The 23,650-nt window shown below is 66.5% G+C and carries 19 protein-coding genes and 1 riboswitch; of the genes, 14 read left to right on the top strand and 5 right to left on the bottom strand.

The features are described 5' to 3' along the window. Nucleotides 1–62: 62 nt before the first annotated feature. The 6 genes from ACODRZ_RS11475 to phoB all read left to right on the top strand — a co-directional run bounded on the left by ACODRZ_RS11475 (nt 63) and on the right by phoB (nt 5,706). Nucleotides 63–1,109: a substrate-binding domain-containing protein gene (locus ACODRZ_RS11475; RefSeq protein ID WP_488970259.1), complete on the top strand. Its 1,047-nt coding sequence runs from the start codon at nt 63–65 to the stop codon at nt 1,107–1,109. Nucleotides 1,110–1,273: 164 nt separating this feature from the next. Then, nucleotides 1,274–2,647, top strand: coding sequence for a phosphate ABC transporter permease subunit PstC (gene pstC / locus ACODRZ_RS11480; RefSeq protein ID WP_488970258.1), 1,374 nt, complete (start codon nt 1,274–1,276; stop codon nt 2,645–2,647). Then, nucleotides 2,640–3,527 carry a phosphate ABC transporter permease PstA gene (gene pstA, locus ACODRZ_RS11485; protein ID WP_488970257.1) on the top strand — a complete coding sequence of 296 codons (888 nt, stop codon included), beginning with the start codon at nt 2,640–2,642 and terminating at the stop codon, nt 3,525–3,527. Before pstC ends, pstA begins: the two co-directional genes overlap by 8 nt. Nucleotides 3,528–3,531: 4 nt before the next feature. Further along, the gene (gene pstB, locus ACODRZ_RS11490; protein WP_008828291.1) at nt 3,532–4,293 is read left to right on the top strand and encodes a phosphate ABC transporter ATP-binding protein PstB; all 762 of its coding nucleotides are present in this window, start codon (nt 3,532–3,534) and stop codon (nt 4,291–4,293) included. 25 nt (nt 4,294–4,318) lie between these two features. Next, the gene (gene phoU / locus ACODRZ_RS11495; RefSeq protein WP_271184563.1) at nt 4,319–5,020 is read left to right on the top strand and encodes a phosphate signaling complex protein PhoU; all 702 of its coding nucleotides are present in this window, start codon (nt 4,319–4,321) and stop codon (nt 5,018–5,020) included. Further along, nucleotides 5,017–5,706 carry a phosphate regulon transcriptional regulator PhoB gene (phoB, locus tag ACODRZ_RS11500; RefSeq protein ID WP_008828293.1) on the top strand — a complete coding sequence of 230 codons (690 nt, stop codon included), beginning with the start codon at nt 5,017–5,019 and terminating at the stop codon, nt 5,704–5,706. The genes phoU and phoB overlap by 4 nt, the downstream gene beginning before the upstream one ends. A 232-nt stretch (nt 5,707–5,938) precedes the next feature. Here the strand turns inward: phoB and ACODRZ_RS11505 are convergent, their stop codons facing one another. From ACODRZ_RS11505 to ACODRZ_RS11515, 3 genes are all read right to left on the bottom strand, one after another. Beyond that, on the bottom strand, nt 5,939–6,514 hold the full coding sequence (locus ACODRZ_RS11505; protein ID WP_036526437.1) for a TMEM165/GDT1 family protein: 576 nt from the start codon (nt 6,512–6,514) through the stop codon (nt 5,939–5,941). Between the two features lie 6 nt (nt 6,515–6,520). Next, a riboswitch (yybP-ykoY riboswitch) is annotated at nt 6,521–6,715 on the bottom strand. A 115-nt stretch (nt 6,716–6,830) separates the two neighbouring features. Beyond that, the gene (locus tag ACODRZ_RS11510) at nt 6,831–9,512 is read right to left on the bottom strand and encodes a TonB-dependent receptor domain-containing protein (RefSeq protein ID WP_488970256.1); all 2,682 of its coding nucleotides are present in this window, start codon (nt 9,510–9,512) and stop codon (nt 6,831–6,833) included. A gap of 91 nt (nt 9,513–9,603) precedes the next feature. Next, nucleotides 9,604–11,202 carry a hypothetical protein gene (locus ACODRZ_RS11515; RefSeq protein ID WP_488970255.1) on the bottom strand — a complete coding sequence of 533 codons (1,599 nt, stop codon included), beginning with the start codon at nt 11,200–11,202 and terminating at the stop codon, nt 9,604–9,606. 319 nt (nt 11,203–11,521) lie between these two features. On the opposite strand from ACODRZ_RS11515, the gene ACODRZ_RS11520 reads away from it, so the two are divergent. The 8 genes from ACODRZ_RS11520 (at nt 11,522) to virB11 (ending at nt 19,544) form a co-directional block, all read left to right on the top strand. Further along, nucleotides 11,522–11,896 (top strand): hypothetical protein, encoded by a 375-nt coding sequence (locus ACODRZ_RS11520; protein WP_488970254.1) that lies wholly within the window; start codon nt 11,522–11,524, stop codon nt 11,894–11,896. Between the two features lie 284 nt (nt 11,897–12,180). Next, the gene (locus ACODRZ_RS11525; RefSeq protein ID WP_008831074.1) at nt 12,181–12,525 is read left to right on the top strand and encodes a TrbC/VirB2 family type IV secretion system protein; all 345 of its coding nucleotides are present in this window, start codon (nt 12,181–12,183) and stop codon (nt 12,523–12,525) included. A 4-nt stretch (nt 12,526–12,529) separates the two neighbouring features. After that, a complete protein-coding gene (locus tag ACODRZ_RS11530) occupies nt 12,530–12,811 on the top strand; it encodes a VirB3 family type IV secretion system protein (protein ID WP_103094926.1) in 282 nt (93 codons plus the stop codon). 30 nt (nt 12,812–12,841) lie between these two features. Next, on the top strand, nt 12,842–15,259 hold the full coding sequence (locus ACODRZ_RS11535) for a VirB4 family type IV secretion/conjugal transfer ATPase (RefSeq protein ID WP_488970253.1): 2,418 nt from the start codon (nt 12,842–12,844) through the stop codon (nt 15,257–15,259). 5 nt (nt 15,260–15,264) lie between these two features. Further along, on the top strand, nt 15,265–16,515 hold the full coding sequence (locus tag ACODRZ_RS11540; RefSeq protein WP_488970252.1) for a TrbL/VirB6 family protein: 1,251 nt from the start codon (nt 15,265–15,267) through the stop codon (nt 16,513–16,515). Next, the gene (locus tag ACODRZ_RS11545) at nt 16,512–17,396 is read left to right on the top strand and encodes a TrbG/VirB9 family P-type conjugative transfer protein (RefSeq protein ID WP_488970251.1); all 885 of its coding nucleotides are present in this window, start codon (nt 16,512–16,514) and stop codon (nt 17,394–17,396) included. The genes ACODRZ_RS11540 and ACODRZ_RS11545 overlap by 4 nt, the downstream gene beginning before the upstream one ends. A gap of 3 nt (nt 17,397–17,399) precedes the next feature. Further along, entirely contained in the window at nt 17,400–18,503 is a 1,104-nt protein-coding gene (locus tag ACODRZ_RS11550; RefSeq protein WP_488970250.1) for a TrbI/VirB10 family protein, read from the top strand. Nucleotides 18,504–18,509: 6 nt separating this feature from the next. After that, nucleotides 18,510–19,544, top strand: coding sequence for a P-type DNA transfer ATPase VirB11 (virB11, locus tag ACODRZ_RS11555; RefSeq protein WP_488970249.1), 1,035 nt, complete (start codon nt 18,510–18,512; stop codon nt 19,542–19,544). A gap of 200 nt (nt 19,545–19,744) precedes the next feature. On the opposite strand, the gene ACODRZ_RS11560 is transcribed toward virB11, so the two are convergent. Both ACODRZ_RS11560 and ACODRZ_RS11565 read right to left on the bottom strand, forming a co-directional pair. Then, the gene (locus ACODRZ_RS11560; RefSeq protein WP_488970381.1) at nt 19,745–21,253 is read right to left on the bottom strand and encodes a Ppx/GppA phosphatase family protein; all 1,509 of its coding nucleotides are present in this window, start codon (nt 21,251–21,253) and stop codon (nt 19,745–19,747) included. A 218-nt stretch (nt 21,254–21,471) separates the two neighbouring features. Further along, entirely contained in the window at nt 21,472–23,643 is a 2,172-nt protein-coding gene (locus tag ACODRZ_RS11565) for an RNA degradosome polyphosphate kinase (RefSeq protein ID WP_488970380.1), read from the bottom strand. Nucleotides 23,644–23,650: the final 7 nt, after the last annotated feature.

Below are 23,650 nucleotides of genomic sequence, written 5' to 3' on the forward strand. Positions count from 1 at the left end.
CAAAAGTGTCATCAAAGACCAATAGGGGGCAGTTCAAGATCAAAGCCCAAGGGGGTTTACCAATGCGTTCGACCAAGACCTTCATTTTCGCCGCCGTCTCGCTCGCCGCGCTCAGCGCTTGTGGTGGTTCTGGTGGTTCCTCAGCCGGATCGCGCGATTTCGTTCGCGCGGTCGGTTCCTCGACCGTCTACCCCTTCGCCACCGCCGTGGCCGAGGGTTACGCGAAGGCGGCGGGTGTGAAGTCGCCGGTCATCGAATCGACCGGGACGGGCGCGGGCATGAAGCTGTTCTGCGCCGGTGTCGGCGCCCAGCACCCGGACATCGAGGACGCCTCGCGCCGGATCAAGAAGTCCGAGTACGAGGAATGCCAGAAGAACGGCGTTAAGGAGATCGTCGAGGTCCAGGTCGGCATCGACGGCATCGCTTTCGCCGAATCGAAGAGCGGCCCCGGCTTCCAGCTGACACCGACCGACATCTACAAGGCGCTGGCGGCCAACCCTTTCGGCAAGCCCAACACTGCGAAGACCTGGAAGGACGTCAATCCGTCGCTTCCGGCCGAACCGATCCTCGTCTACGGCCCGCCCTCGACCTCGGGCACGCGCGACGCGCTCAAGGAACTGATCCTCGAGGCCGGCTGCAAGACCGACGCGACCACCGCCAAGCTCAAGGACAGCGACAAGAACAAGTACGAAGCGATCTGCCACGACATTCGCGAAGACGGTCCCTACGTCGACGCGGGCGAGAACGATAACCTGATCGTCCAGAAGATCTCGCAGAATTCGAAGGCCATCGGCATCTTCGGCTACTCGTTTCTCGAAGAGAACCCGGACAGCCTGAAGGGCATCCCGATGTCGGGCGTGACCCCGACCTACGCGACGATCTCGGACTATTCGTACCCCGGCGCGCGTCCGCTCTACATCTACGTCAAGAAGCAGCACCTCGGCCCGATCAAGAGCCTGCAGGGCTACGTCGCCGAGTGGGTGAAGTCGTGGGGCGCCGACGGCCTCCTGCAGAAGAAGGGCATGGTCATCGCGCCCGAGGACGTGCGCAAGAAGAGCGCCGAAATCGTCGCGAACATGACCCCGCTCGATCCGTCCGAGCTGAAGTAAGAACCCACTACGGTGCTTCGATCCCTTGCATCGTCATTGCGAGCGGCGCAGCCGCGCGGCAACCCAGGGCAGGCGCAAACCGCCCTGGGTTGCTTCGGCCTGCGGTCTCGCCATGACGGCGTGGATGGAGCGCCCGGTATGAACAAGGGGCCGATGGGCCAGTCATGATACTTACCGGAGTTCTCCTGGCCGTCCTCGGCCTCGGCCTTGTCGGCTGGTTCGCCGCGCGCGGCCGGGCGCGGCTGCTCTATACCGGCCGGGGGTCGATGCACTCGATGCCCGGCTACCATGGCTGGCATCTGGCGCTGTGGATCGTGGTCCCGGCACTGGCCGCCTGGCTGGTATGGCAGGCCGTGATGCCCGGCCTCGTCCAGGGCGCGGTCTTCGCCACTCCTGCCGCGCATGGCCTGCCGACCGACCCGTTCCAGCTGGGCGCCATCGTCGCCGAGGCGCAGACCATCGCCGCCGATCCGAACGCCGTCGCCTTCAACCCGGAGGCGCAGGCGCTGGTCGAGCCGTTCCGCGCCGCGCAAGTCAAGTTCGGCCTGATCGGCGCAGTGATTGTACTGATCGTTGCCTTTGCGGGCGGCGCCTTCGGCTTCACGCGCATCCGCCCGGACTTCAAGGCCCGCACCCATGTCGAGCGCCTGGTGCTGGGCGTGCTGCTGGCAGCCTCGCTGCTGGCGATCCTGACCACCTTCGGCATTGTTGCCTCGCTGGTGTTCGAGGCGGGCATGTTCTTCAAGGATGTGTCGCCGATCGCGTTCCTCACCGGCACCCACTGGTCCCCTGCGAGCACCATGGGCGACAACATCAACGACAACTTCGGTGCTGTGCCGCTGTTCTGGGGCACGATCTACATCGGCGCGATCATCGCCATGGTCGTCGCGATCCCCCTCGGCCTGATGAGCGCGATCTACCTGACGCAGTACGCCACCCGCGACGTGCGCAAGTGGGTGAAGCCGATGCTGGAGATCCTCGCGGGGATTCCCACCGTGGTCTACGGCTACTTCGCCGCGCTGACGGTCGCGCCGTTCATCCGCGACTTCGCCGCCTCGCTGGGCATGGCCAACCCCTCGACCGAGAGCGCGCTGGCCGCCGGTCTGGTGATGGGCGTGATGATCATCCCGTTCGTCTCCTCGATGGCCGATGACGCGCTTGCCGCCGTGCCGCGCGCGATGAGCGACGGTTCGCTGGCGCTGGGCGCCACCCGCTCGGAGACGATCAAGCGGGTGCTGCTGCCCGCCGCGCTGCCGGGCATCGTCGCGGGCGTGATGCTGGCGATCAGCCGCGCCATCGGCGAGACGATGATCGTCGTCATGGCCGCCGGTGCCGCCGCCAACCTTTCGGCGAACCCCTTCGCCTCGATGACGACCGTCACCTACCAGATCGTCCAGATGCTGACCGGCGACCAGGAGTTCAACAGCCCCAAGACGCTGTCGGCCTTCGCGCTCGGCTTGGTGCTGTTCATCGTCACCCTCATCCTCAACATCGTCGCCCTGCGCGTCGTGAAGCGGTTCCGCGAAGCCTATGAGTAAGTCCGACTGGAATTCGCCCGAGGCGGTACGCCGCCTCGCGAAGCGACATGCTGCAGAGAAGCGGTTCAAGATGATCGGCCTCGGCGCGATCGTCCTGAGCCTCGGCTTCCTCGCGCTGCTGCTCGTCATCATGCTGAAGAACGGGCTGGGCGGTCTGGACTGGGATTTCCTCTCCGGTTCGGACTCGACCGACGCCAGCGCGGCAGGTGTATGGGGCGCGGCCAAGGGTTCGCTGCTCACCATGCTGGTGACGCTGCTGCTCAGCTTCCCTATGGGCGTGCTCGCCGCGATCTATCTGGAAGAGTTCGCGCCCAAGAAGAAGTGGATCGAGTGGGTCGAGGTGTCGATCAACAACCTCGCCGCTGTGCCGTCGATCATCTTTGGCCTGCTGGGTCTGGCGGTGTTCATCAACACCTTTCAGATGCCGCGCTCCTCGCCGCTGGTCGGTGGTCTGACCTTGGCGCTGATGACGATGCCGGTCATCGTCATCTCCGGCCGCAACGCGATCAAGGCCGTCCCGCCCTCGATCCGCGAGGCCGCCTACGGCATCGGCGCCAGCAAGGTGCAGACGACGTTCCACCACGTCCTGCCCCTCGCGCTGCCGGGCATCCTGACCGGCACCATCATCGGCATGGCCCGCGCGCTGGGTGAAACCGCGCCGCTGCTGATGATCGGCATGCGCGCCTTCGTCGTCACCCCGCCCGACAGCCTGACGGCCCCGTCCAGCGTGCTGCCGATGCAGATCTTCCTGTGGTCGGACGAGATCGACAAGGCCTTCGTCCAGAACACTTCCGCCGCCATCATCGTGCTGCTGGTCTTCCTGCTCGCCATGAACGGCATCGCCATTTACCTTCGAAACAAATTCGAAGTCCGCTGGTAGAACCATGACCGAAGCAAAAATCACCGCTCGTAACGTCGACGTCTTCTACGGACAGAAGAAGGCGATCAACGACGTCTCGATCGACATCGACAACGGGATCGTCACTGCCTTCATCGGCCCGTCGGGCTGCGGCAAGTCGACGTTCCTGCGCACTCTCAACCGCATGAACGACACGATCGCCGGTGCCCGCGTCGACGGCCAGATCCTGCTCGACGGCGAGGATATCTACGCCTCGACGATGGACTCGGTCGCCCTGCGCGCCCGCGTCGGCATGGTGTTCCAGAAGCCGAACCCGTTCCCCAAGTCGATCTACGAGAACATCGCCTACGGCCCGCGCATCCACGGCCTCGCCAGTGCCAAGTCCGACATGGACCGCATCGTCGAGAACGCGCTCACCAAGGCGGGCCTGTGGGAAGAGGTCAAGGATCGCCTCACCGACGCCGGCACCGCGCTTTCCGGCGGCCAGCAGCAGCGCCTGTGCATCGCGCGCGCCATCGCGGTCAGCCCCGAGGTGATCCTGATGGACGAGCCGTGCTCCGCGCTCGACCCGATCGCCACCGCGCGCATCGAGGAACTGATCGACGAGTTGAAGGAAAGCTTCGCCATCGTCATCGTCACCCACTCGATGCAGCAGGCCGCGCGCGTGTCGCAGCGCACCGCCTTCTTCCACCTCGGCAGCATGGTGGAATATGGCGAGACCGACCAGATCTTCACCAATCCGCGCGAAACGCGCACCAAGGACTACATCACCGGCCGCTACGGCTGAGTTGGTGAGCTGACAGGGAAAAGCCATGGTAGACCATACCGTCAAGGCCTTCGACTCCGAGATCGGGCAGCTTCGCGGCCTCGTCGCCGAAATGGGCGGGCTCGCCGAAGTCGCGATCCGCGATGCCATCACCGCGCTCGTCCATCATGACGAGGAACTGGCCGCGCAAGTCGTCGCCGCCGACGCCCGGCTCGATGCGCTGGAGGCCGAAGTGGACCGCCTCGCCGTTCGCACGATCGCCCTGCGCGCGCCGATGGCCGACGATCTGCGCGACGTCATCGCCGCGCTCAAGATCTCGGGCGTGATCGAGCGCATCGGCGACTACGCCAAGAACATCGCCAAGCGCGTGAATGCGCTGGAAGGTCGCACCAAGATCGACCCGGTCACGCTGGTCCCGGCCATGGCCGAGATCGCCGAGTCCATGGTGCGCGATGTGCTGAACGCTTACGGCTCGCGCGATGCGCAGCTGGCGGTGGAGGTCATCAAGCGCGATCAGAAGCTGGACCAGTTCTACAACACGCTGTTCCGCTCGCTGCTCACGCACATGATGGAGAACCCGGCAACGATCACCAGCGCCGCGCAGCTTCTCTTCATCGCCCGCAACCTGGAGCGTATCGGCGACCATGCCACCAACGTGGCGGAGATGGTCTACTACGCGGCGACCGGCGAATACTGCACGGAGCGTGACTCTTTGACGGATGACACCAGTTCGGGGATGCTGTCGTGAGCGCCGCCTCGATCCTCGTCGTCGAGGACGACGTCGCTCTCAGCGAACTGCTGACCTGGAACCTCTCCGCCGAAGGCTACGACGTTCGCTCCACGCCCGACGGCGAGGAAGCCCTCGTCATGGTGCGCGAGCAGACGCCCGATGCCATCGTGCTCGACTGGATGATCGAGCAGGTGCCCGGAATCGAGGTCTGCCGCCAGCTGCGCAAGGACAAGGAAACTGCCTCGGTCCCGATCATCATGCTCACCGCGCGCGGCGAGGAAGAGGACATGATCCGCGGCCTCAAGACCGGCGCGGACGACTACGTCACCAAGCCGTTCTCCCCGCGCGAGCTGATGGCCCGCATCGAGGCGCTCCTGCGCCGCGCGCGTCCGTCGCTGGCGGGCAGCGTGCTGTCGTGGGGCGACATCGAACTCGACGCCACCAGCCACCGCGTGCGTCGCGGCGGCGAGGCGCTGCATCTGGGTCCGACCGAGTTCCGCCTGCTGCGCTACTTCATGGAGCGCCCGAACCGCGTGGTCTCGCGCCAGCAGATCCTCGACGGCGTCTGGGGCATGGATTCCGACATCGACGAGCGCACGGTGGACGTCCACATCCGCCGTCTGCGCAAGGCGATCAACCGCGACGGCGAGACCGATCCGATCCGCACTGTGCGCGCGGCGGGCTATGCGATGGACGTGGCGTAAGGTACGCGACGGTTCCATCGCAAACCTGCCGTCACCCTGAACTTGTTTCAGGGTCCATCGGGCAACTTGGGCCGGAGTGTCGTTTCGCCATCGGCGCTCCCGGTTTGCGGGAGCACAGCGCGGCGTTGACGGCCAAATGGACCCTGAAACAAGTTCAGGGTGACGGGGTTTGATGACGCAACAAGAAGGGGCCGCCTTGCCGCGGCCCCTTCGTCGTTTCAGCCCAGAAACCTCAACCCAGCAGCCCCGCCGTCTGCGCCAGCAGCCACAGGCCGATCACCAGGAACAGCAGCGCCGCCACGGTGCGCACGACGTTCAGCGGCACCTTCTTGATGAGGGCATTGCCGAGAAACACCGCCGGGACGTTGGCGATCATCATGCCGATGGTGGTGCCCATCATCACCGGCACTACGCTCTGGAAGCGCGCGCCGAGCGCGATCGTGGCGATCTGGGTCTTGTCGCCCATCTCGACGAGGAAGAACGCGATAGCGGTCGCCAGGAACGGACCGAAGCGGCTCGGCTTGGCCTCTTCGTCCTCGTCGAACTTGTCGGGGATCAGCGTCCAGCCGGCCATCAGGATGAAGCTGGCGGCGACGAGGTAGCGGAACCACTGCCCGTCGAGGAACGCCGCCGCCTGTTCGCCCACCAGTGCGGCGAGGAAGTGGTTGGCGATCGTGGCGACGAAGATGCCCGCGACGATCGGCCAGGGCCGCTTGAAGCGCGTGGCGAGAACGATGGCGAGAAGCTGGGTCTTGTCGCCGATTTCGGCGAGGGCGACCACGGCGGTCGATGTAAGCAGGGCTTCCATGGTCATGGTACTTTCGGGCCGGGCGGAAACGAAACGCAACGACGCATTCGGTAATCCGCCCGGCCGAGCGAAACCGCATGCGTCATTGGTCTCGCCCGGACGTTTTAAAACGTCCTCCTGCGCGCCATGGCCTCTCGGCCAAGTGTGTTGACGGCAGGTCCCGCGACATGCGCGGGCGGCTACTCCCCAGATGACGGGACGGCGCTTACCGGTGTTTGCCGACTTTGCAAAGGGCAAAAAAGAAAGGCCCGGTCGCTGGGCGACCGGGCCATGAGGTTGCCGTCGGGAGGGCAGGTGCCTCCCCGGAAAAGACGGCTTAGAAAGTGACCGAAGCCGAGAGCGAGAACACGCGGCCGACGTCGTAAGTGTTGACCTGAATGCGGCCGCCCTCGAAGTCCTGATATTCCGAGTGCTTGCGGCCGGTGAGGTTGCGTGCCTCGAACTTCACCTCGATGTCGGTGCCTGCCAGCTCGATGCCCTGACGCGCCACGAAGTCGATCGTGAAGCCGGGGTTCTCGAAGATGTCGTTCTGGCCCGACTGGTTGAGACCGCGGCTCGTCACGCGCTTGCTGGCGTAGTTGAACAGGAAGGTCTGCTGCGAGAGCCCGTCCTGCTGCTCGAGGCCCAGCTGGACGTTGGCGATGTGCTCCGACTGGCCCGTGAGCGGCGCGCCGTCGCGGAAGTAGTCGAGCGCATTGTTGGTCGAGGCACCGTACACCGCCGTCGTGTCGCCCTGCTTCACGCTGAGCTTGGACTTGGTGTAGGTGTAGTTCGCGGCCAGCAGCACACGGCGGTCGGCGAAGACGTCGAAGTACTTCTGCAGTTCGACTTCAGCGCCGTAGAGGTTGGCCGAAGGCGCGTTGGCATACGTCGTCACGAAGTCGTTGCCCGGGCGGACCAGGAACGTTTCGATCGGGTTTTCCAGACGCTTGAAGAAGCCGCCGATGGACACCTTGTCCTTCGTGCTCAGATAGTACTCGAAGCGCGCTTCGGCGTTGTAGAGCTGGCTGTCCGTTAGCAGCGGGTTGCCGCGATAGCTGCGGTTGCTGTCGGGGTCGAAGAAGGTTTGATACAGCAGCTCGCGGAACTGCGGGCGTGCGATCGTCTTCGAACCGTTGACGCGCAGCTGCATGCCGGGCTGCAGCTCGTAGGTAAGCGTCAGGGCGGGCAGCCAGTATTCGCGCTCGAGGTTGGTGTCGGGGATGGCCGTGCCGGTGGCGGCGATCGGCACCACGCCCGCGAACTGGGTGGCGTATTCCCAGCGCACGCCGAGGTCGAAGCTGAGGGCGTCGGTGACCTGGCCGTTCAACTTGGCATACCATGCGTGGTTGTTCAGCTTGGCGTCGAACACCGCGCCGGCGTAGTCGATCTCGTTGGTCAGCAGGTGATAATCGACTGCGTTGTCCGTGGCCTGGTCGATATAGAACATGCCGGGCTGGAACAGGACGTCCGGCCGCAGCAGGCCGAAGGTGCTGATCAGGCGGGTATCGCCCTGCGCACGGATCTGGAACGCGCGGCGCGAGGTGCGGCGATCGTTGAGCTGGTAGGCATAGCCCACCGTGCCCTGCCAGCCCGCACCAAACGTGTGCGACAAGTCCGCACCGGCCGACCAGACGTCCTCGTCCAGGTTGGAGAAGTCGACCGTGGCGTCGCCCTGGTTGCCGCCGTCGAGGCGATTGATGAACTGGTCGCCGTTAGCACCGCTGTTCAGGCGGACGTACTGCAGCGAGATTTCGTAAGGCGCCTTGCGCTTGGAGTTGGCGTAGCCGCCGCGCACGTCCAGCTCGGTGTCGCTGCCCAGCTTGAACTCGCCGACCAGCTGGGTGTCCATCAGCTGACGCTCGTACCAGCCGGTGTCCTGGTACATGTAGTCGATCGTCGGGGTCGCGTTCTGGTAGCCCAGCGAAAGCGAGGCGCGCTTGACCGTGTCGTGGATGTACACGTTGGTCCAGCGGATCTTGTTCTCACCCCACTCGAGGCCGAGGCCGAGCATCGCGTTCGCGACGATGCGGTTCTCGGTGACGACCTGCTGGAAGTCCTGCTCGCGCGTGTCGTAGTCGAGACCGGCGATGCGCTGCGTGGTGATGTCCTTGGTCTGCAGCTTGTTCGAGTAGCTGGCCGCCGCGATCACGCCGAGGCGCACTTCGCCGATGTCGGCATACGTACCGGCCGAAAGGCTGCCCGAGAAGTTGACCGGAAGGTGCTCGTCCTTCTGGACCACGGCGTTGCGGCCGTTGATCAGCGTGCTGCCGATGGCGCGCGCCTCATCGCTGGTGCCGTCGAGCAGGGTGCCGCTGCTCAGGTAGTCCTTCATCTCGACGGACTTGTTGCGGTTGCCGTTGTCGTAGCCCGTCCAGTCGGTCTTGCTGCCGTAGTAGGTGTAGCCGAGCTTGTTGGTGGTTTCCGTATCCCACGAGGCGCCGCCGCCGATCGTCAGGAACGGCTTGTCGGGCACGGCGCGGGTGGTCAGGTTGATGACGCCGCCGCCGAATTCGCCGGGGAAGTTCGCCGAGTAGCTCTTCTGGACGAGCGAGGAGGCGATGATGCTGGTGGGGAACAGGTCCAGCGGGACGACGCGCTTGAGCGGCTCGGGGCTGGGCAGGGGCGAGCCGTTGAGCAGGGCCAGCGAGTAGCGATCGCCGAGGCCGCGCACGTAGACGTAGCCGTTGCCGACCACCGAAAGGCCGGTCACGCGGCCGAGGGCGCCGGCGATGTCGCCTTCGCCGGTACGCGCGATTTCCTCGTTCGACAGGACCGAGACGACCTGCGGGGCATAACGCTGCACATTGCGCGAGCGCTGGCCGGTGACGAGGATCTCGCCGCCCGGGATCGACACGTCGGGTGCTTCCGCTTCCTCGGCTTCCTGCCCGGTGGGCGGCGTACCGGCGTCGGCGGGAGAAGTGCTGTCGGTCGTGGTGCTGTCCTGCGCCCATGCCATCGTCGGCATGGTCATCGCGCTGGAAAGCAGCAGCGCCGCTACGAGCCGCGGCTTGGTCATTTGGTGTCCCCCTGGAACAGAGAATTGGATGCAAATGAGGGGACGGCCTTCGCGGACCGCCCCCCCTTTCGTTCGACTAAGGGCGGTTGCCTCAGGTGACCGGCAGGGCCGTGCAGGCGCTGTTCGAACCGAAGTTCGCGGTCGCGGTGTCGCAGGTCCAGCCACGATACCAGGTGTCGGCAGCGTCCTTGACGGCGCCGACATAGGTTACGGCGTCGAAGTAGCTCGAGAGCGACTTGATGTTGGCATAGGCCACCACACCGGCTTCGTTGGCGCCGTTGACGAACGTGCTCGCCAGCGTCGAGGTGAAGGCGGCGTTGTTGTTCGAACCGGCGTTGAACGCGGCCTGGACGTCGGCGTTGGCATAGCTGCCGGTGCCGAGGAACGCGCCCGAGCTGGCGCAGGTCATGACGACCGACTGCGCGGTCAGCGTCGCACGGGTGGCGGTGGTGCCGGTGCCGTTGACGCGGATGCACTCGTCCTGCGGCGCGTAGACCACGCCGTTGACCAGGGTGAGGTCGGCGTTGCCGCGTGCGAAGATCGCCGCGTTGTTCGAGTTGTTGTTAACGCCGGTCTGGATGGCGGTGAAGTTGGCCACGACGCTGCGCTGGCGCGGGGTCTGGTCTTCGTTGTTGTTGCTGTCGACTTCCATCAGCGAGTCGCCGTCGGCAGCGCGCTGCGCGATGATGACGTACTGGAAGTTGCCCTGCAGGCCGGTGTCGATGTCGAGGCTGTCGTCGTCGGCGTTGACGGCGATGTAGTGCTTCATGTTGACCGCGCCGCCGAAGAATTCAGCGCCGTCGTCCGAGCTGTTCACGCTCTGGATGTATTCCAGCGTGGTGCCGGTGCCGACGCCTTCGCCGGTCAGGGCCTGCAGCTCGGTGTTCGAGCCGAGCACATAGCCCGAGAAGCGGATCTGGACATACTTCATGATGCCGGCGTTGTAGGCGTTGTCCTTGCCGCCGAAGACCGCCGGGTTGGCCGAACCTTCGGTGTCGCGCTCGCAGGTCTGGTCAGCGGTCGAACCACCGGCGGTGCAGTCGGTGGTGATGCCGCGGCCCATCAGCACGACGCCGCCCCAGCGACCGTCGGTCGCTTCGGTCGCGGTGCCGCGCACGTTCTCGTACGTCGTGAAGATGATCGGCTGGGCGAGGGTGCCCTCGGCGTTGATCTTGTTGCCGCGGTTGACCGCGAGCCATGCCGGATCGGCGCCGTTCTGGCCGTAGACGATCACGCCCGGCTCGATGGTGAGCGTAACGTTGGTGTCGGCGGTCAGCGAGCGGCCACCGCAGCTCAGCGTCGTGGTGGAGAACGGAGCGGCGGTGGTCGGAGCGGTCAGGCCGCCGTCGCAGCCGACGTCGACGCGGCCGTTCATGCGGTAGAGCACGCCATCGACCTTGGGCAGCGTGGTGCTGGCGTCGATCAGCGAGGGCAGGGTGCAGACGCGCCAGGTGCCTTCCGGACCGCTGACGGTGCCGCTGTTGGTCAGGCCGCCGGTCGCGCCGATCGCGGGGCAGTCGGTCGCCGCTTCGACCAGGCCGGTGCCCGGGGTCGGGGTGGGGGTCGGCGTCGGGTTGGTGATGTCGACATCGATCGAGCCGGCGCCCGGCGAGGAGATGTCGTCGGCGCCGCAGCCGGCGAGAGCGAGTGCGCTGCAGCCCATGAGCAGCAGACCGGAAATTTTCTTCACGATGAATCCCCCGTGTGTTCAGGCGTGTTCAGGTCGAACAGATCGAACGGGGGCGATCACGATTCCGCCCCTCGCTGATCGAGGCCTCTAGGCCGCGCGAGTGACGCTTTGTTGGCATTACAATGACACTAATATGCACTTACACGACGGTTATGTGACGTTGCGAATTAGCCGCAGGTTAGCTACCCATCGAGTCGGCGGTGGCTTTGGCGATCACAGGTTGATTGCAGTTTTATGACACTGACGTCATTTTGTTGATGGGCGGCGATTTCCGGCAGACGATGACGGGGTATCGACATAGTCCACGGGAGAAATCGCAATGTCCCTTACCGCACTCGCCGCCGCCGTTCTGATGGGTCAGTCAGCGTTTTCGCTCGTCGTAGAGCGGCCGGCATCGCAGGCTCATGACGTCGCCTATGCGGAACTCGCCGCGGGCCGCACGCAGCAGGCGATCACCAAGCTCGAGGCCGACGGCGGCGCCAAGTCGGATGATCCGGCGACGCTCATCAACCTCGGGGCCGCCTATGCCCGCACCGGAATGAGCGGCAAGGCGCTGTCCGCCTTCCGCGCGGCGGTATCGACGCCGGTGCGCTACGATCTCGAACTGGCTGACGGAACCTGGGTCGATTCGCGCTTCGCGGCGCGGCGTGCGCTCAGCGGCCTGCTGGCGGCGAACCGTATGGCCTCACGCTGAAATCCGGTTTCCGGCGGGGATGAGGGGGTGTTCCGAAAGGGGCGCCCCTTTTTCTCGCCCTCTCCCGATCATTGTCTCGACGATCCTCGGTGCACAAGCCGGGTCCTTCGAGGTCGCAGCAGCCACGAAGGCGTCCTCATATATATAAAGCCAGTCGCCGCGTGGCTGCCCTGAAATAAAACCGTCATCCGTTCATCATCTGCGACGAGATTTGCGACGGCTTGGCAGCACTGTCGTCACACACCTGTCATCCTGCTAGCGCACTGCGCGCTCATACGGAGGGTATGGTGATTCGATACGCACATCTTCGCAGCCGTTTCGCGCGCTGCTTCTACGCAGTTTCGGCCGTGGTCGCGGCCCAGCTTTCGCCTTCGCTGGCCCATGCTCAGGCCGTCGCGGCCGATCCTGCCGGTTCCGGCCCCATCGTCGCGGCGCTCGGCTGGCTGCAGGGTACGCTGCTCGGCAACGTGGCGACCGCGGTTGCCGTCATGGCGGTGGCGGCCGTCGGTTTCATGATGCTCACCGGCCGGATGAACTGGCGCTTCGGCGCGACCGTGATCATCGGCGTGTTCATCCTGTTCGGCGCGGGCGCGATCGTCACCGGCATCCAGTCGGCAGCGGTGGGTTAAGCGCATGAGTCTCGCCCGCTATCCCGTCCATCGCGCGTTGACCCGGCCGCAGATGTTTGCGGGCGTGACTTACAGCTTCTTCATCATCAACTTCGCTCTGGTGACCGAGATTTTCCTCATCACCAAGAGCTTCTGGACGCTGCCGGTCATGCTGGTGATCCACGGCATCGGCTATCTCGCGTGCCTGCGCGAGCCGCGGGTGTTCGATCTGTGGATCGCCAAGGTCAGCAAGTGCCCCCGCGTCGCCAACTGGCAGCGCTGGGGCTGCAACAGCTACGCGCCGTAAGCGACTGCGCGCGCGGGGGACGACAGTTTTATGGCCAAGAGCTTCAAATCGCCGTTGAAGGCCTGGGGAGCCAAGGAAGTGCTCGCCGGTGACCGGCTGCCTTACGCCGGGCTCGTTGACGACAATGTCGTGCGCCTGCGCGACGGTTCGGTCATGCTCTCGCTCATGGTGCCCGGCCTCGCGTTCGAGACCGCCGACAGCGACGAACTCAACGCCCACGTCGCCACGCGCGAAGTGTTGCTGCGCTCCTCGCTCGATGCGCGCTTCGTGCTGTACCACCACGTCATTCGCCGCCGCGTCGAGATCGAGATGGCGGCGCAGTTCGACGATCCGCTCGCCGCGCATATCGATGCGCGCTGGCGGGCGCGTACGGGTTCGGGCGCGCTGTTCGTCAACGACCAGTTTATTACTCTGGTGCGCCGTCCGGCACGCGGCAAGGCGGGCTGGGCGGACAAGCTCAGCCGCTTTATGAAGAACAAGAGTGCCGATAACGCCGAGGTCGATCCCGGCGATATCCGCGCGCTCAAGGCGGCTGCATCGGCGATGGTAGCCTCGCTCGGCGCTTACGGTGCGCGCCTGCTGGGCGACTACGACGCGCCTGCGGGTCGCTGCTCGGAAGTGCTCGAACTGCTTTCCGCGCTCTACAACGGCGAGATGCGGCCGGTGCGCCGTCCCTCGGACGAGACCGACATCGGCCACATGCTGCCTTACCGCCGCGTCAGCTTCGGCATGGACGCGCTGGAACTGCGCGGCGCGACCGGCGGCACCTTCGGCTCGATCGTGAGCCTCAAGGACTACCCCGATTCGACCGCACCGGGCCTCACCGACGCGCTGCTGCGCCTGCCCTGCGAACTGGTGCTGACCGAGACGTATGCTCCGGCCGACCGTCAGATCGCGCGCGAACGCATCGACCTCTCGATCCGCCGCCTGCGCAGCGCCGACGAGGAAGCCGTGGCCGAGCGCCGCGAAATGTCCGCCGCGCGCGATGCGCTGGGCACCGGTTCGGTCGGTTTCGGCGATCACCACCTCTCGGTTCTGGTCCGCGCCGATTCGCTCGATGCACTGGACGAGGTTACCGCCATGTGCGCCGCCTCGCTGGCCGACGCGGGCGCGGTGGCGGTGCGCGAGGAAGTGAATCTCGAACCCGCGTTCTGGGGCCAGCTTCCCGGCAACGAGAGCTTCATCGTGCGCCGCGCGCTGATTTCCAGCGCCAATATGGCCTGCTTCGGAAGCCTGCACGGTTTCGCAATGGGACAGGCGAGCGGCAATCACTGGGGCGACGCAGTCACGCTGCTGTCCACCACCAGTTCGACGCCGTTCTTCTTCAACTTCCACCAGGGCGACCTCGGTAACTTCACCGTCATCGGTCCGTCGGGTTCGGGTAAGACGGTGGTCATGAACTTCCTCGCCGCGCAGGCGCAGAAGTTCGCGCCCCGCACGATCCTGTTCGACAAGGATCGCGGCGCCGAAGTGTTCCTGCGCGGTATCGGCGGTACGTACAGCCGCGTCGCGGCGGGCCATCCGACCGGCTTCAACCCGCTGGCGCTGCCCGACACCGCCCACAACCGCGCTTTTCTGCGCGACTGGCTTGGTGTGCTGCTTGCGGCGAAGGGGCCGGAGGAACTTTCGACGATCGCCAGCGCGGTCGACGCGGCCTATCACAACGACCCGTCGCTGCGCCGTCTCTCGCATTTCCGCGAACTGCTGGCGGGCGCGCGTCGTCCGGAGCCGGGCGACCTCGCCTCGCGCCTCGACGCATGGCTGCAGGGCGGCGAGCATGGCTGGCTGTTCGACAACCAGCACGACCGCCTCGACCTGAACCAGCGCGTGCTCGGTTTCGACATGACCGCGCTGCTGGAAAGCCCGCGCCTGCGCACGCCGGTCATGATGTACCTGTTCCACCGCATCGACGAGCGCCTCGACGGCGAGCCGACGATGATCCTGATCGACGAGGGCTGGAAGGCACTCGACGACGAGGTCTTCGCCGCGCGCATCCGCGACTGGCTCAAGACGCTGCGCAAGCGCAACGCTCTGGTCGGTTTCGCGACCCAGTCGGCGCGCGACGCGCTGGATTCGAAGATCGCCACCGCGCTGGTCGAGCAGACCGCGACGATGGTGTTCATGCCCAATTCGCGCGCGCGGCCCGAGGATTACTGCGAGGGCTTCGGCCTGTCGCAGCACGAACTCGACGTCATCCGCACGCTGCCCGCGCATTCGCGCTGCTTCCTGATCCGTCAGTCGGATTCGTCGGTCGTGGTGCGCCTCGACCTTTCGGGCATGCCCGAGGTGCTCACCGTCCTGTCGGGCCGCGAGAGCACCGTGCGCAAGCTCGACACCCTGCGCGAACGCTACGGCGATGCGCCGGAAAGCTGGTATCCGGTTCTCACCGGCATGCAGTGGCCGGGTGAGCTGGATGAAGACGCCCCCTGGACGGCGGCGGCGGAGTAAGCCTCATGGCGAACGCCTGCGAACAGCTTACCGAATACGCCTCCGCCGGGGTCGCCCCGGCGCTGCGCGCGGTTGATTGCGTCGCGAACGAGATGGCCGCGGGCGCCTTCGGGCGGCTGTTCGGGGCAGGGGGCGCGATGGCCCCGGTGCTCACGATCGTCCTGACGCTCTACATCGCGTTCTTCGCGTTCTCGCTGCTGACCGGGCGTTCCAGCCTCGGCATCTCGGCGCTGAGCCCGCGCATGCTGCGCCTCGGCGTGGTGCTGACCTTCGCGACGAGCTGGGTCGCCTATCAGGGCGTGGTCTGGAATCTCGCGATCGGCGGGCCGGACTGGATCGCCGGTATGCTGATGGGCGCCAAGGGCTCGGCGACGCAGCTGTTCGGCGACCGTATCGACATCGTCTTCTCGGCGATCAACCAGATTTCCGAAGCGACCTCGCAAGGCGCGCAGGCGGCCAAGGAAGGCGGCGAAGCCGCTGGCGGAGCCGCAGGCGCGGCCATCGCCGCCAAGGGCGCGGGCGGGCTGTTCACGCCCGAAAGCGTCATGTGGATGGGCGCGCTGCTGCTGCTGCTCGGCACCGTGGGCGTTCTGCTGACGGCGCGTATCGCGCTGGCGGTGCTGCTCGCGCTCGGGCCGATCTTCGTGGTCATGGCGCTGTTCGGCGGCACGCGCGGCCTTACCGCAGGCTGGCTGCGCGGGGTCGTGCTGACCGCGATCACGCCGCTTTTCGTCGTGCTTGGCGGCGGGATCACGCTGGAATTGCTGGTGCCGATCATCTCGGGCCTCGTCGAAGGCGCCAATGCGGGCGAGATCGACGGGCGCGGCGCGATGGCGTTCTTCCTCGTCGCCTCGGTCCATGTCGCGCTGATGGTCATGGTGGTGAAGGTTGCCGCGACGATGGTGAGCGGCTGGCAGGTCTTCGGCCTCGGTGCTTCCGAGCGGGATCGCGATGCGCCGCAGGGCCACGCCGCCGCTGCGGCTCCGGTCGCCGCGCCCGCGCCTTCAGTATCCGCCTACAAGAGCCGTACCTCGACGGTATCTGCCGCTGCCGCGGCGGCGGCGGGTGCTTCGGTGACGGGTGGCGAGAGTGCAGCACGTTCAAGCGACCGGCGAACCGTGGTAACCCAAGTCGTGGGCGGGGGAATCGAACCTCTGCGTCAGGGCGATTCGGCCACGCGCGCCAAGGGGATCGGCAGCCGGTTCCGCAGTGCCTCGAACGACACCGGCAAGTTGCCGAAGGAGAAGACACGATGACCCGCGCAACGCTGCGCAAGACCGTCCTTGCGGGCAGCCTGATGGCGCTCGCGCTGGCGGCTCCCGCCCGGGCGGACGACCGCCTGCTCGCCCACGCCTACAGCGAGAGCGAAGTCGTGCGCATCGACGGCAAGGCCGGCGTGCAGGCGACCATCGCCTTCGGCGAGGGCGAGGCGATCGAGAACGTCGCGGTCGGCGATTCGCAGGCCTGGCAGATCACGCCGAACAAGCGCGCCGACCTGCTCTTCGTGAAGCCGCTCGAAGCCACCGCGCGCACCAACATGACGGTGGTGACCAACCGCCACACCTATTTCTTCGATCTCGTCGCCTCGACCAAGGCGAGGCCGCTCTACATGCTGCGCTTCACCTACAAGGACGAGCCCAAGCCGCAGGCTGCTTCGGCTGCCGGGCTGGATGCATCCGAGGCCGCGCTGGCGCTTGGCGATCCTTCCGCCGTGCCTGCCGATCCGGCTGCGCTCAACTTCGCGTGGAAGCGCGTCGGTTCGGAAAAGCTGCTGCCCTCGCGCATCTATGACGACGGCCAGTCCACTTATCTGCTCTGGCCCGAGCAGACTGCGGTGCCCGCGATCCTCGTCACCAACGAGAAGGGCGACGAAGGCCCGGTCAACTACGCGGTACGCGGCGCGACGATCGTGATCGACGACGTGCCGAACACGCTGATCCTGCGTTCGGGCAAGACCAAGGCGGAACTGGTGAACACGCTGCCGCTCGCCTCGCGTCCGGCCAAGCCTCTGAGCCAGCCTGCGTCGGTTGCTCCAACAGCGGCGCCGACTGTCGCGGCGAATTCACCTGCACCGCAAGCTGCGCCGACTGTCGCTCCCACTGCCCCCGCCACTGCACCCACGTCACAGGGAAACTGATCCATGGCGCCGAATTCCTCGTCCAACTCGGCCTTTCGTGAGCGCTTCTCCGGCGATGCGGCCAGCGACCCGCGTGAGGGCGAAGGTGCGCGGGTCATCGATCTGGCGACGCGCAACGTCCTGCCGCAAGTCACCCAACGCAAGAAGGCCGACGGCCTCGGCCTTGCCGCCGGTGTGCTGATCGCGGCGGCGCTCGGCGGCCTGACGCTGTGGTCGATGGACTCTGCGCGCAACGGCACTGCCGACCTCAAGCCCGCCGTGCCTGCACCGCAGCCCGCCGCGCCCGTCGCCGCCGTGCCCGCAGCCGTGACCCCCGCCGCTCCTGCCCCGATGCCCGCGCCGCTTCCGGCCCCTGCGCCCGCACCGGTGCTAGCAGCCGCGCCGGGGACCGAGATCGCGCCCCAGGCCAACCGCTTCGCCAGCCCGACCGTCGTGTTTGACGCGGGCACCGGCGCCGCCGTGCCCGTCGCGGGTGTTGCCGGAGAAGTCGCCAAGGCAGGCGGCGGGACCGCCAACGACGACTTCGCCGCGCGTATCGGCGGCCCCGGCTCGACCGCCTCGGCCGCGCGCTCGTTCGATCCGGCCACCACGGTCACGCAGGGCACCCTGATCCCGGCCGTGCTGGAAACCGCGATCGATACCGACGTGCCCGGCTACGTGCGCGCCATCGTCTCGACCGACGTGCGCAGCTTCGATGGCAAGCGCGTGCTCGTCCCGCGCTCCTCGCGCCTGATCGGCCAGTACAAGAGCGGGCTGACGGCGGGCCAGAAGCGCGCCTACGTGATCTGGAGCCGCCTGATCCGCCCGGACGGCGTCTCGGTGAACCTCGGCTCGCCCGCGATCGCCTTTGGCGGCGAGACCGGCTTGCCGGGCAAGGTCAACACCCACTTCTTCGAACGGTTCGGCTCGGCCATGCTGCTCTCGGTGGTCGGCGGGCTGACGACGCTGGCGTCGAGCGGTTCCAACGTCGTCATCGGCGGCGGCACTTCGGCGGCCTCGGCGGCGGTGCAAAGCGGTTCGAGCATCGGCCCTACCATCCGCGTGCGCCAGGGCGAGCCGATCCGCGTGTTCACCGCCAAGGACCTGGACTTCAGCGCGGTTCAGTGAGCGATCATGGCCGACGTCCTCACCCTGCAGCCTGCAACGGGGCATGTTCCCATGGCTGACACGCCCGTCCATGCCGAGCCGCGCAGCGTCTATCTCGACGCCTACCTCGCGCCGCTGCGTCCGTGGCTCGACAAGGAGACGGTGACCGAAATCCTCGTCAACCGCCCCGGCGAGATCTGGGTGGAGGACGCGGCGCTCTCGGGCATGCAGCGCATCGATCTGCCGCAGATGGACAACCGCCTGCTACAGCGCCTTGCCGAGCAGGTCGCGCGGATCAGCCATCAGGGCATCAACCGCGAGCACCCGCTGCTTTCGGCGACGCTTCCGGCTTATGGCGGGCACTCGGGCGCGCGCATCCAGCTGGTCGGGCCGCCCGCCACGCGCGCGAACTGGGCGCTGGCGATCCGCCGGCATCGGCTGCTGGAACTGCCGCTCGACGCCTACGATCGCGGCCCGATCCCGCCGCATATCGAGGAGCCCGCGCCCGATGCCATGCTGGAGCCGATCGCGTTTCTGCGCGACGCGATCCGGCGGCGGCGCACGATCCTGATCTCGGGCGGTACGTCGACCGGCAAGACCACGTTCCTCAACGCGATGCTGTCCGAAATCCCGGAGCATGAGCGCGTGGTGCTGGTGGAGGATACCGCCGAACTGCGCCTGCCGGGCGCGAACGGCGTCGGCCTCATCGCGGTGAAGGGCGAACTGGGCGAGGCCAAGGTCTCGGCCAACGACCTGCTGCAGGCGGCGCTGCGCCTGCGTCCCGACCGCATCGTGCTGGGCGAGCTGCGCGGCACCGAGACGGTCAGCTTCCTGCGCGCCATCAACACCGGCCATCCGGGCTCGTTCTCGACCGTGCACGCCAATACTCCGCGCGGCGCGCTGGAGCAGATCGCGCTGATGTCGATGCAAACCGGGATCGGCCTGACGCGGGCAGAGACGCTGGAATATGCGGCTTCGGTGATCGACATCGTGGTGCAGCTTGACCGCAGCGGCGGCAAGCGCGGTATCTCGGCGATCGCGGAGAGCCGGACGCTGGTGTGATGGAAGGGGGGAGGCGGCGGCCCATCCCTCCTCTTTGTCACCCTGAACTTGTTTCAGGGTCCATCGTGCGGTTGGTGCCGGAAGGTCGTTTCACCAAACGCGCTTGTGGTTCGCTGTTCGCAGCGCAGGGCTTTCGGCAAAATGGACCCTGAAACAAGTTCAGGGTGACGGGGGTGCGGCGGATAGCGGTGTTGCCGCGATCACGCCTCGATCGCAGACCCTTGCGCATCCTGCACCCGGCATCCCAGCCCCAGCCAGTCGGCCAGCGCCTTGAGGTCCTTGCCGTTGCCTGCGCCGTAGAGCGGCCGCACGGCATCCTGCACCGTCAGCACCAGCGTGCCACCCTCCACCGCCAGCGAGGTTGCTGCAAGGCCGCCCGCGACGCCGCCGGTCAGGCGGCGGCACAGGCGCACCGCGAGGCCCCAGCCGATGGCGCGGCGCAAGTCCTCGGCGCTTGCCAGCTTGGTGAACTGCGGCGGCACCTCGGTCTCGCCCGAGTTGGCGAAGACGGTCATCGCCATCATTCCGCGCCCGCGCATGTCGAGCCCGATCCAGCGCTTGCGCAGTGCCCATGTCAGGGCTTCCTCGGTGCGCATGTTCGGCTCGGTGCGCATCGCGGCAAGGGCGAGCAGGCTGGCGGCCTTGCGCAAGTCGGCGTCGGCTCTGGCCTGCGTGCAGGCGGGGGCGGTCCACTCGGCGATGCGCACGGCGTCATCGGCGCTGACGCGGGCGGTCTGGGCGAAGTCGGCGACGCTTGCCAGCATCGGGCTTTCCTGCCGGATGCTCTCGGGGAGCTGCATGTGCAGCAGCCCTTCGCGCAGGCCCCATGAGGAGAAGATCAGCCGCGAGGGGTGCAGTTGTCCCACCATCTGCGCCATCAGCGCCGCCGCGTCGGGCAGGGTGGCGAGGCGCGAGGCGGAGATACGCGGGTCCGAGTTCTCCAGTTTCCCCTTGGCGAAGATGCGGGCGAGGTGTATCGCCTCCGAAGGGGCGAGTTCGAAGCCGTGCGGGTCGTCCACCGGCCAGTCGAGCGCGCGCATCGCCTGCAGCGCCAGAGCGCGCCACGATCCGCCGACGATGTAGAGCGGCATGCCGCGTCCGCCGTGGTGGCCGTTTACGCCCCAACCTCGGGCCGAGAGGCCGTCGCGAACGGCGGCGGCGAACTTTTGCTGGCCGAGGGCGCGCAGGTCCGGCAGGCGCAGGGTGCCAAAGGGCAGGGTGATGCCGCCGGGGGCAATGCCGCCCGGCGCAGAGGCGTCGATTTCCACAAGTTCGAGGCTGCCGCCGCCGAGGTCCGCCGCGATGCCGCGTGCGCCGGGGAAGGCGGCGATGACGCCGGTGGCGCTGGCGCGGGCCTCTTCCTCGCCCGAGAGCAGGCGGGGGGAGAGGCCGAAACCGCGCACCGCTTCGAGGAATTCAGGGCCGTTGGAGGCGTCGCGCGCAGCGGCGGTGGCGACGCATTCGATGTCATCGATCCCCTGCAGCCGCAGCAGCGTGGCGAAGCGAGCGAGGGCAGCGAGCGCCGTGCGCATCGACTTCTCGCCGATCGCGCCGGTACGGCCCAGATCCTTGCCGAGCCGGGCGTTGACCTTCTCGTTGAGCACGACGACCGGCGCACGCGGCGGCCCGTTGTAAACGACGAGGCGCACCGTGTTCGACCCGATGTCGATGATGGCGCGCTTGGCGCTGGACTGGCTGATGCCGATCATTCTGGTCAATACGTACCACAAGGGGGGATGGTTGCGACCCGCTCTTTAGAGCGGCGCACGCCCGAGGTGAAGTGTGCGGGGCCATAGTTGTCCCCTCATTTACGGGAGAAGTCTCGAACCTCCCGTCGTCATTGCGAGCGAAGCGAAGCAATCCAGGGCGGTTTACGCGGCCCTAGATTGCTTCGCTTCGCTCGCAATGACGAGGAGCTTGGGCATCCTCAGATGTTCCCGCGCCTCAGCGAGAGCTTGGGCACCTTGCGCCCGCTGTCCAGAGCCGCGCCGCGTCCGGAAAGCGACGGGTTGGTCATGAAATAGCGGTGAAGATTGAAGGGGTTCTCCACTTCGCCAACGCGGTCGTAAGTGCCGTCCGGCGCCAGATCCCACGACTGTTCGCTGTCAAGCAGGTTCGCCAGCATGACCTGGTCGAGCACCTGGTCGTGTACCGTCTTGTTCCGGATCGGCAGCAGCACTTCGACGCGGCGGTCGAGATTGCGGCTCATGCCGTCGGCCGAGGTGATGAACAGCTTGGCGCGGCGGTTGGGCAGATAGGCGCCGTTGGCGAAGGCCCAGATGCGCGCGTGTTCGAGGAAGCGGCCGATCACTGACTTTACCGCGATGTTCTCCGACAGCCCCGGCACGCCCGGACGCAGGCAGCAGATGCCGCGCACGACGAGGTCGATGTCCACGCCCGCGCGGCTGGCGGCATAGAGGCGGTCGATCAGGTCCGGATCGGTCAGCGAGTTGAGCTTGGCCCAGATCGCCGCGGGCTTGCCGGCTTCGGCGTTGGCGATCTCGGCGTCGATGCATTCGTTGAGGGTCGAACGCAGCGAGATCGGCGAGATCGAGAGCATTTCGAGGCTCTTGGGCTCGACATAGCCGGTGATGAAGTTGAACAGGCGCACCACGTCGCGGCCCGCTGCCGGTTCGGCGGTGAAGTACGACAGGTCGGTGTACACGCGCGCGGTGATCGGGTGGTAGTTGCCGGTGCCGAAGTGGCAGTAGGTGCGGTACGAACCGCCCTCGCGCCGGACCACGGCCGAAACCTTGGCGTGGGTCTTCCAGTCGACGAAGCCGTAGATCACCTGAACGCCCGCGCGCTCCAGCTGGCTGGCCCAGAGCAGGTTCTGCTCCTCGTCGAAGCGGGCTTTGAGTTCGACCACGGCGGTCACCGACTTGCCCTGCTCGGCCGCCTGGATCAGCGCCGAGATGATCGCCGACTGCTTGCCCGCGCGGTAGAGCGTCTGCTTGATCGCCACCACGTCCGGGTCGAGCGCGGCCTGGCGCAGGAAGTCGATGACGACCTCGAAGCTCTCGTAAGGATGCTGGACGACGATGTCCTTCTCGCGGATCGCCGCGAAGATGTCGCCGTCATGCTCGAGGATACGCTCGGGGTAGCGCGGGGTATAGGGTTCGAACTTGAGTTCGGGGCGGTCCTCGTCGCAGATGGCGGAGAGGCCGGAGAAGCCGATGATGCCGTCGGTCTTCATGATGAGGGCCTTGTCGAGGCCCAGCTGCGTGCGCAGGATTTCCTCGGCGGCCGGGTCGAACTTGCCCTGCAACTGCAGCACGATGACGAGACCGCGGCGGCGGCGCTGGATCGCGGTGCGGAAGTAGCGCACGAGGTCCTCGGCGTCTTCCTCGACCTCGAGGTCGCTGTCGCGCAGGATGCGGAACACGCCGTGGCCATTGAAGCGGAAGCCGGGGAACAGTTCCTCTGTGTTGCGGCAGATCAGGTCCTCGATCGAGATCCAGGATGCCTCGGCGCCCGGAATGCGCACGAAGCGCGGAAGCGGCGAGGGGATCAGCACCATCTCCATCACCGACGCCTCGTCCGCCTCTCGCGTCAGCGAGAACAGTACGCCGATGCCCTGGTTGGCGACGAAGGGGAAGGGGTGCGCCGGGTCGATCGCCTGCGGGGTGATCACCGGCATGACCTGCTCGATGAAGTATTCGCGCAGCCACTTCTCGCGCTCGCGGTCGAGCTTGTCATCCTCGCCGACGACGGTGATGCCTGCTTCGCCGAGCTGGGTCTTGAGGGTGGACCAGGTTTCCTGCTGGATTCGCTCCAGCTCCATCACCTTTTCGTGCGTGACCGCGATCGCCTGCGACGGGGTGAGGCCGTCCATCGAGATTTCCTCGATCTGGCGGCGCACCTGCGCGTGGAAGCCGGCGACGCGCACCATCAGGAACTCGTCGATGTTGTTGCCCGAGATCGACAGGAAGCGCAGCCGTTCCAGCAGTGGATAGTTCGGGTTGCAGGCTTCGGCCAGCACGCGCTCGTTGAAGGCGAGCCAGCTCAGTTCGCGGTTGAAGTACCGCGAAGGCAGGGTGGCGAGGTCTTCGGTTTCCTCCACGTCCTGCGCGGGTTCGTTGGCGGTCAGCATGTCCATGGTAGTC

The organism is Novosphingobium sp. FG90 (assembly GCF_057808725.1).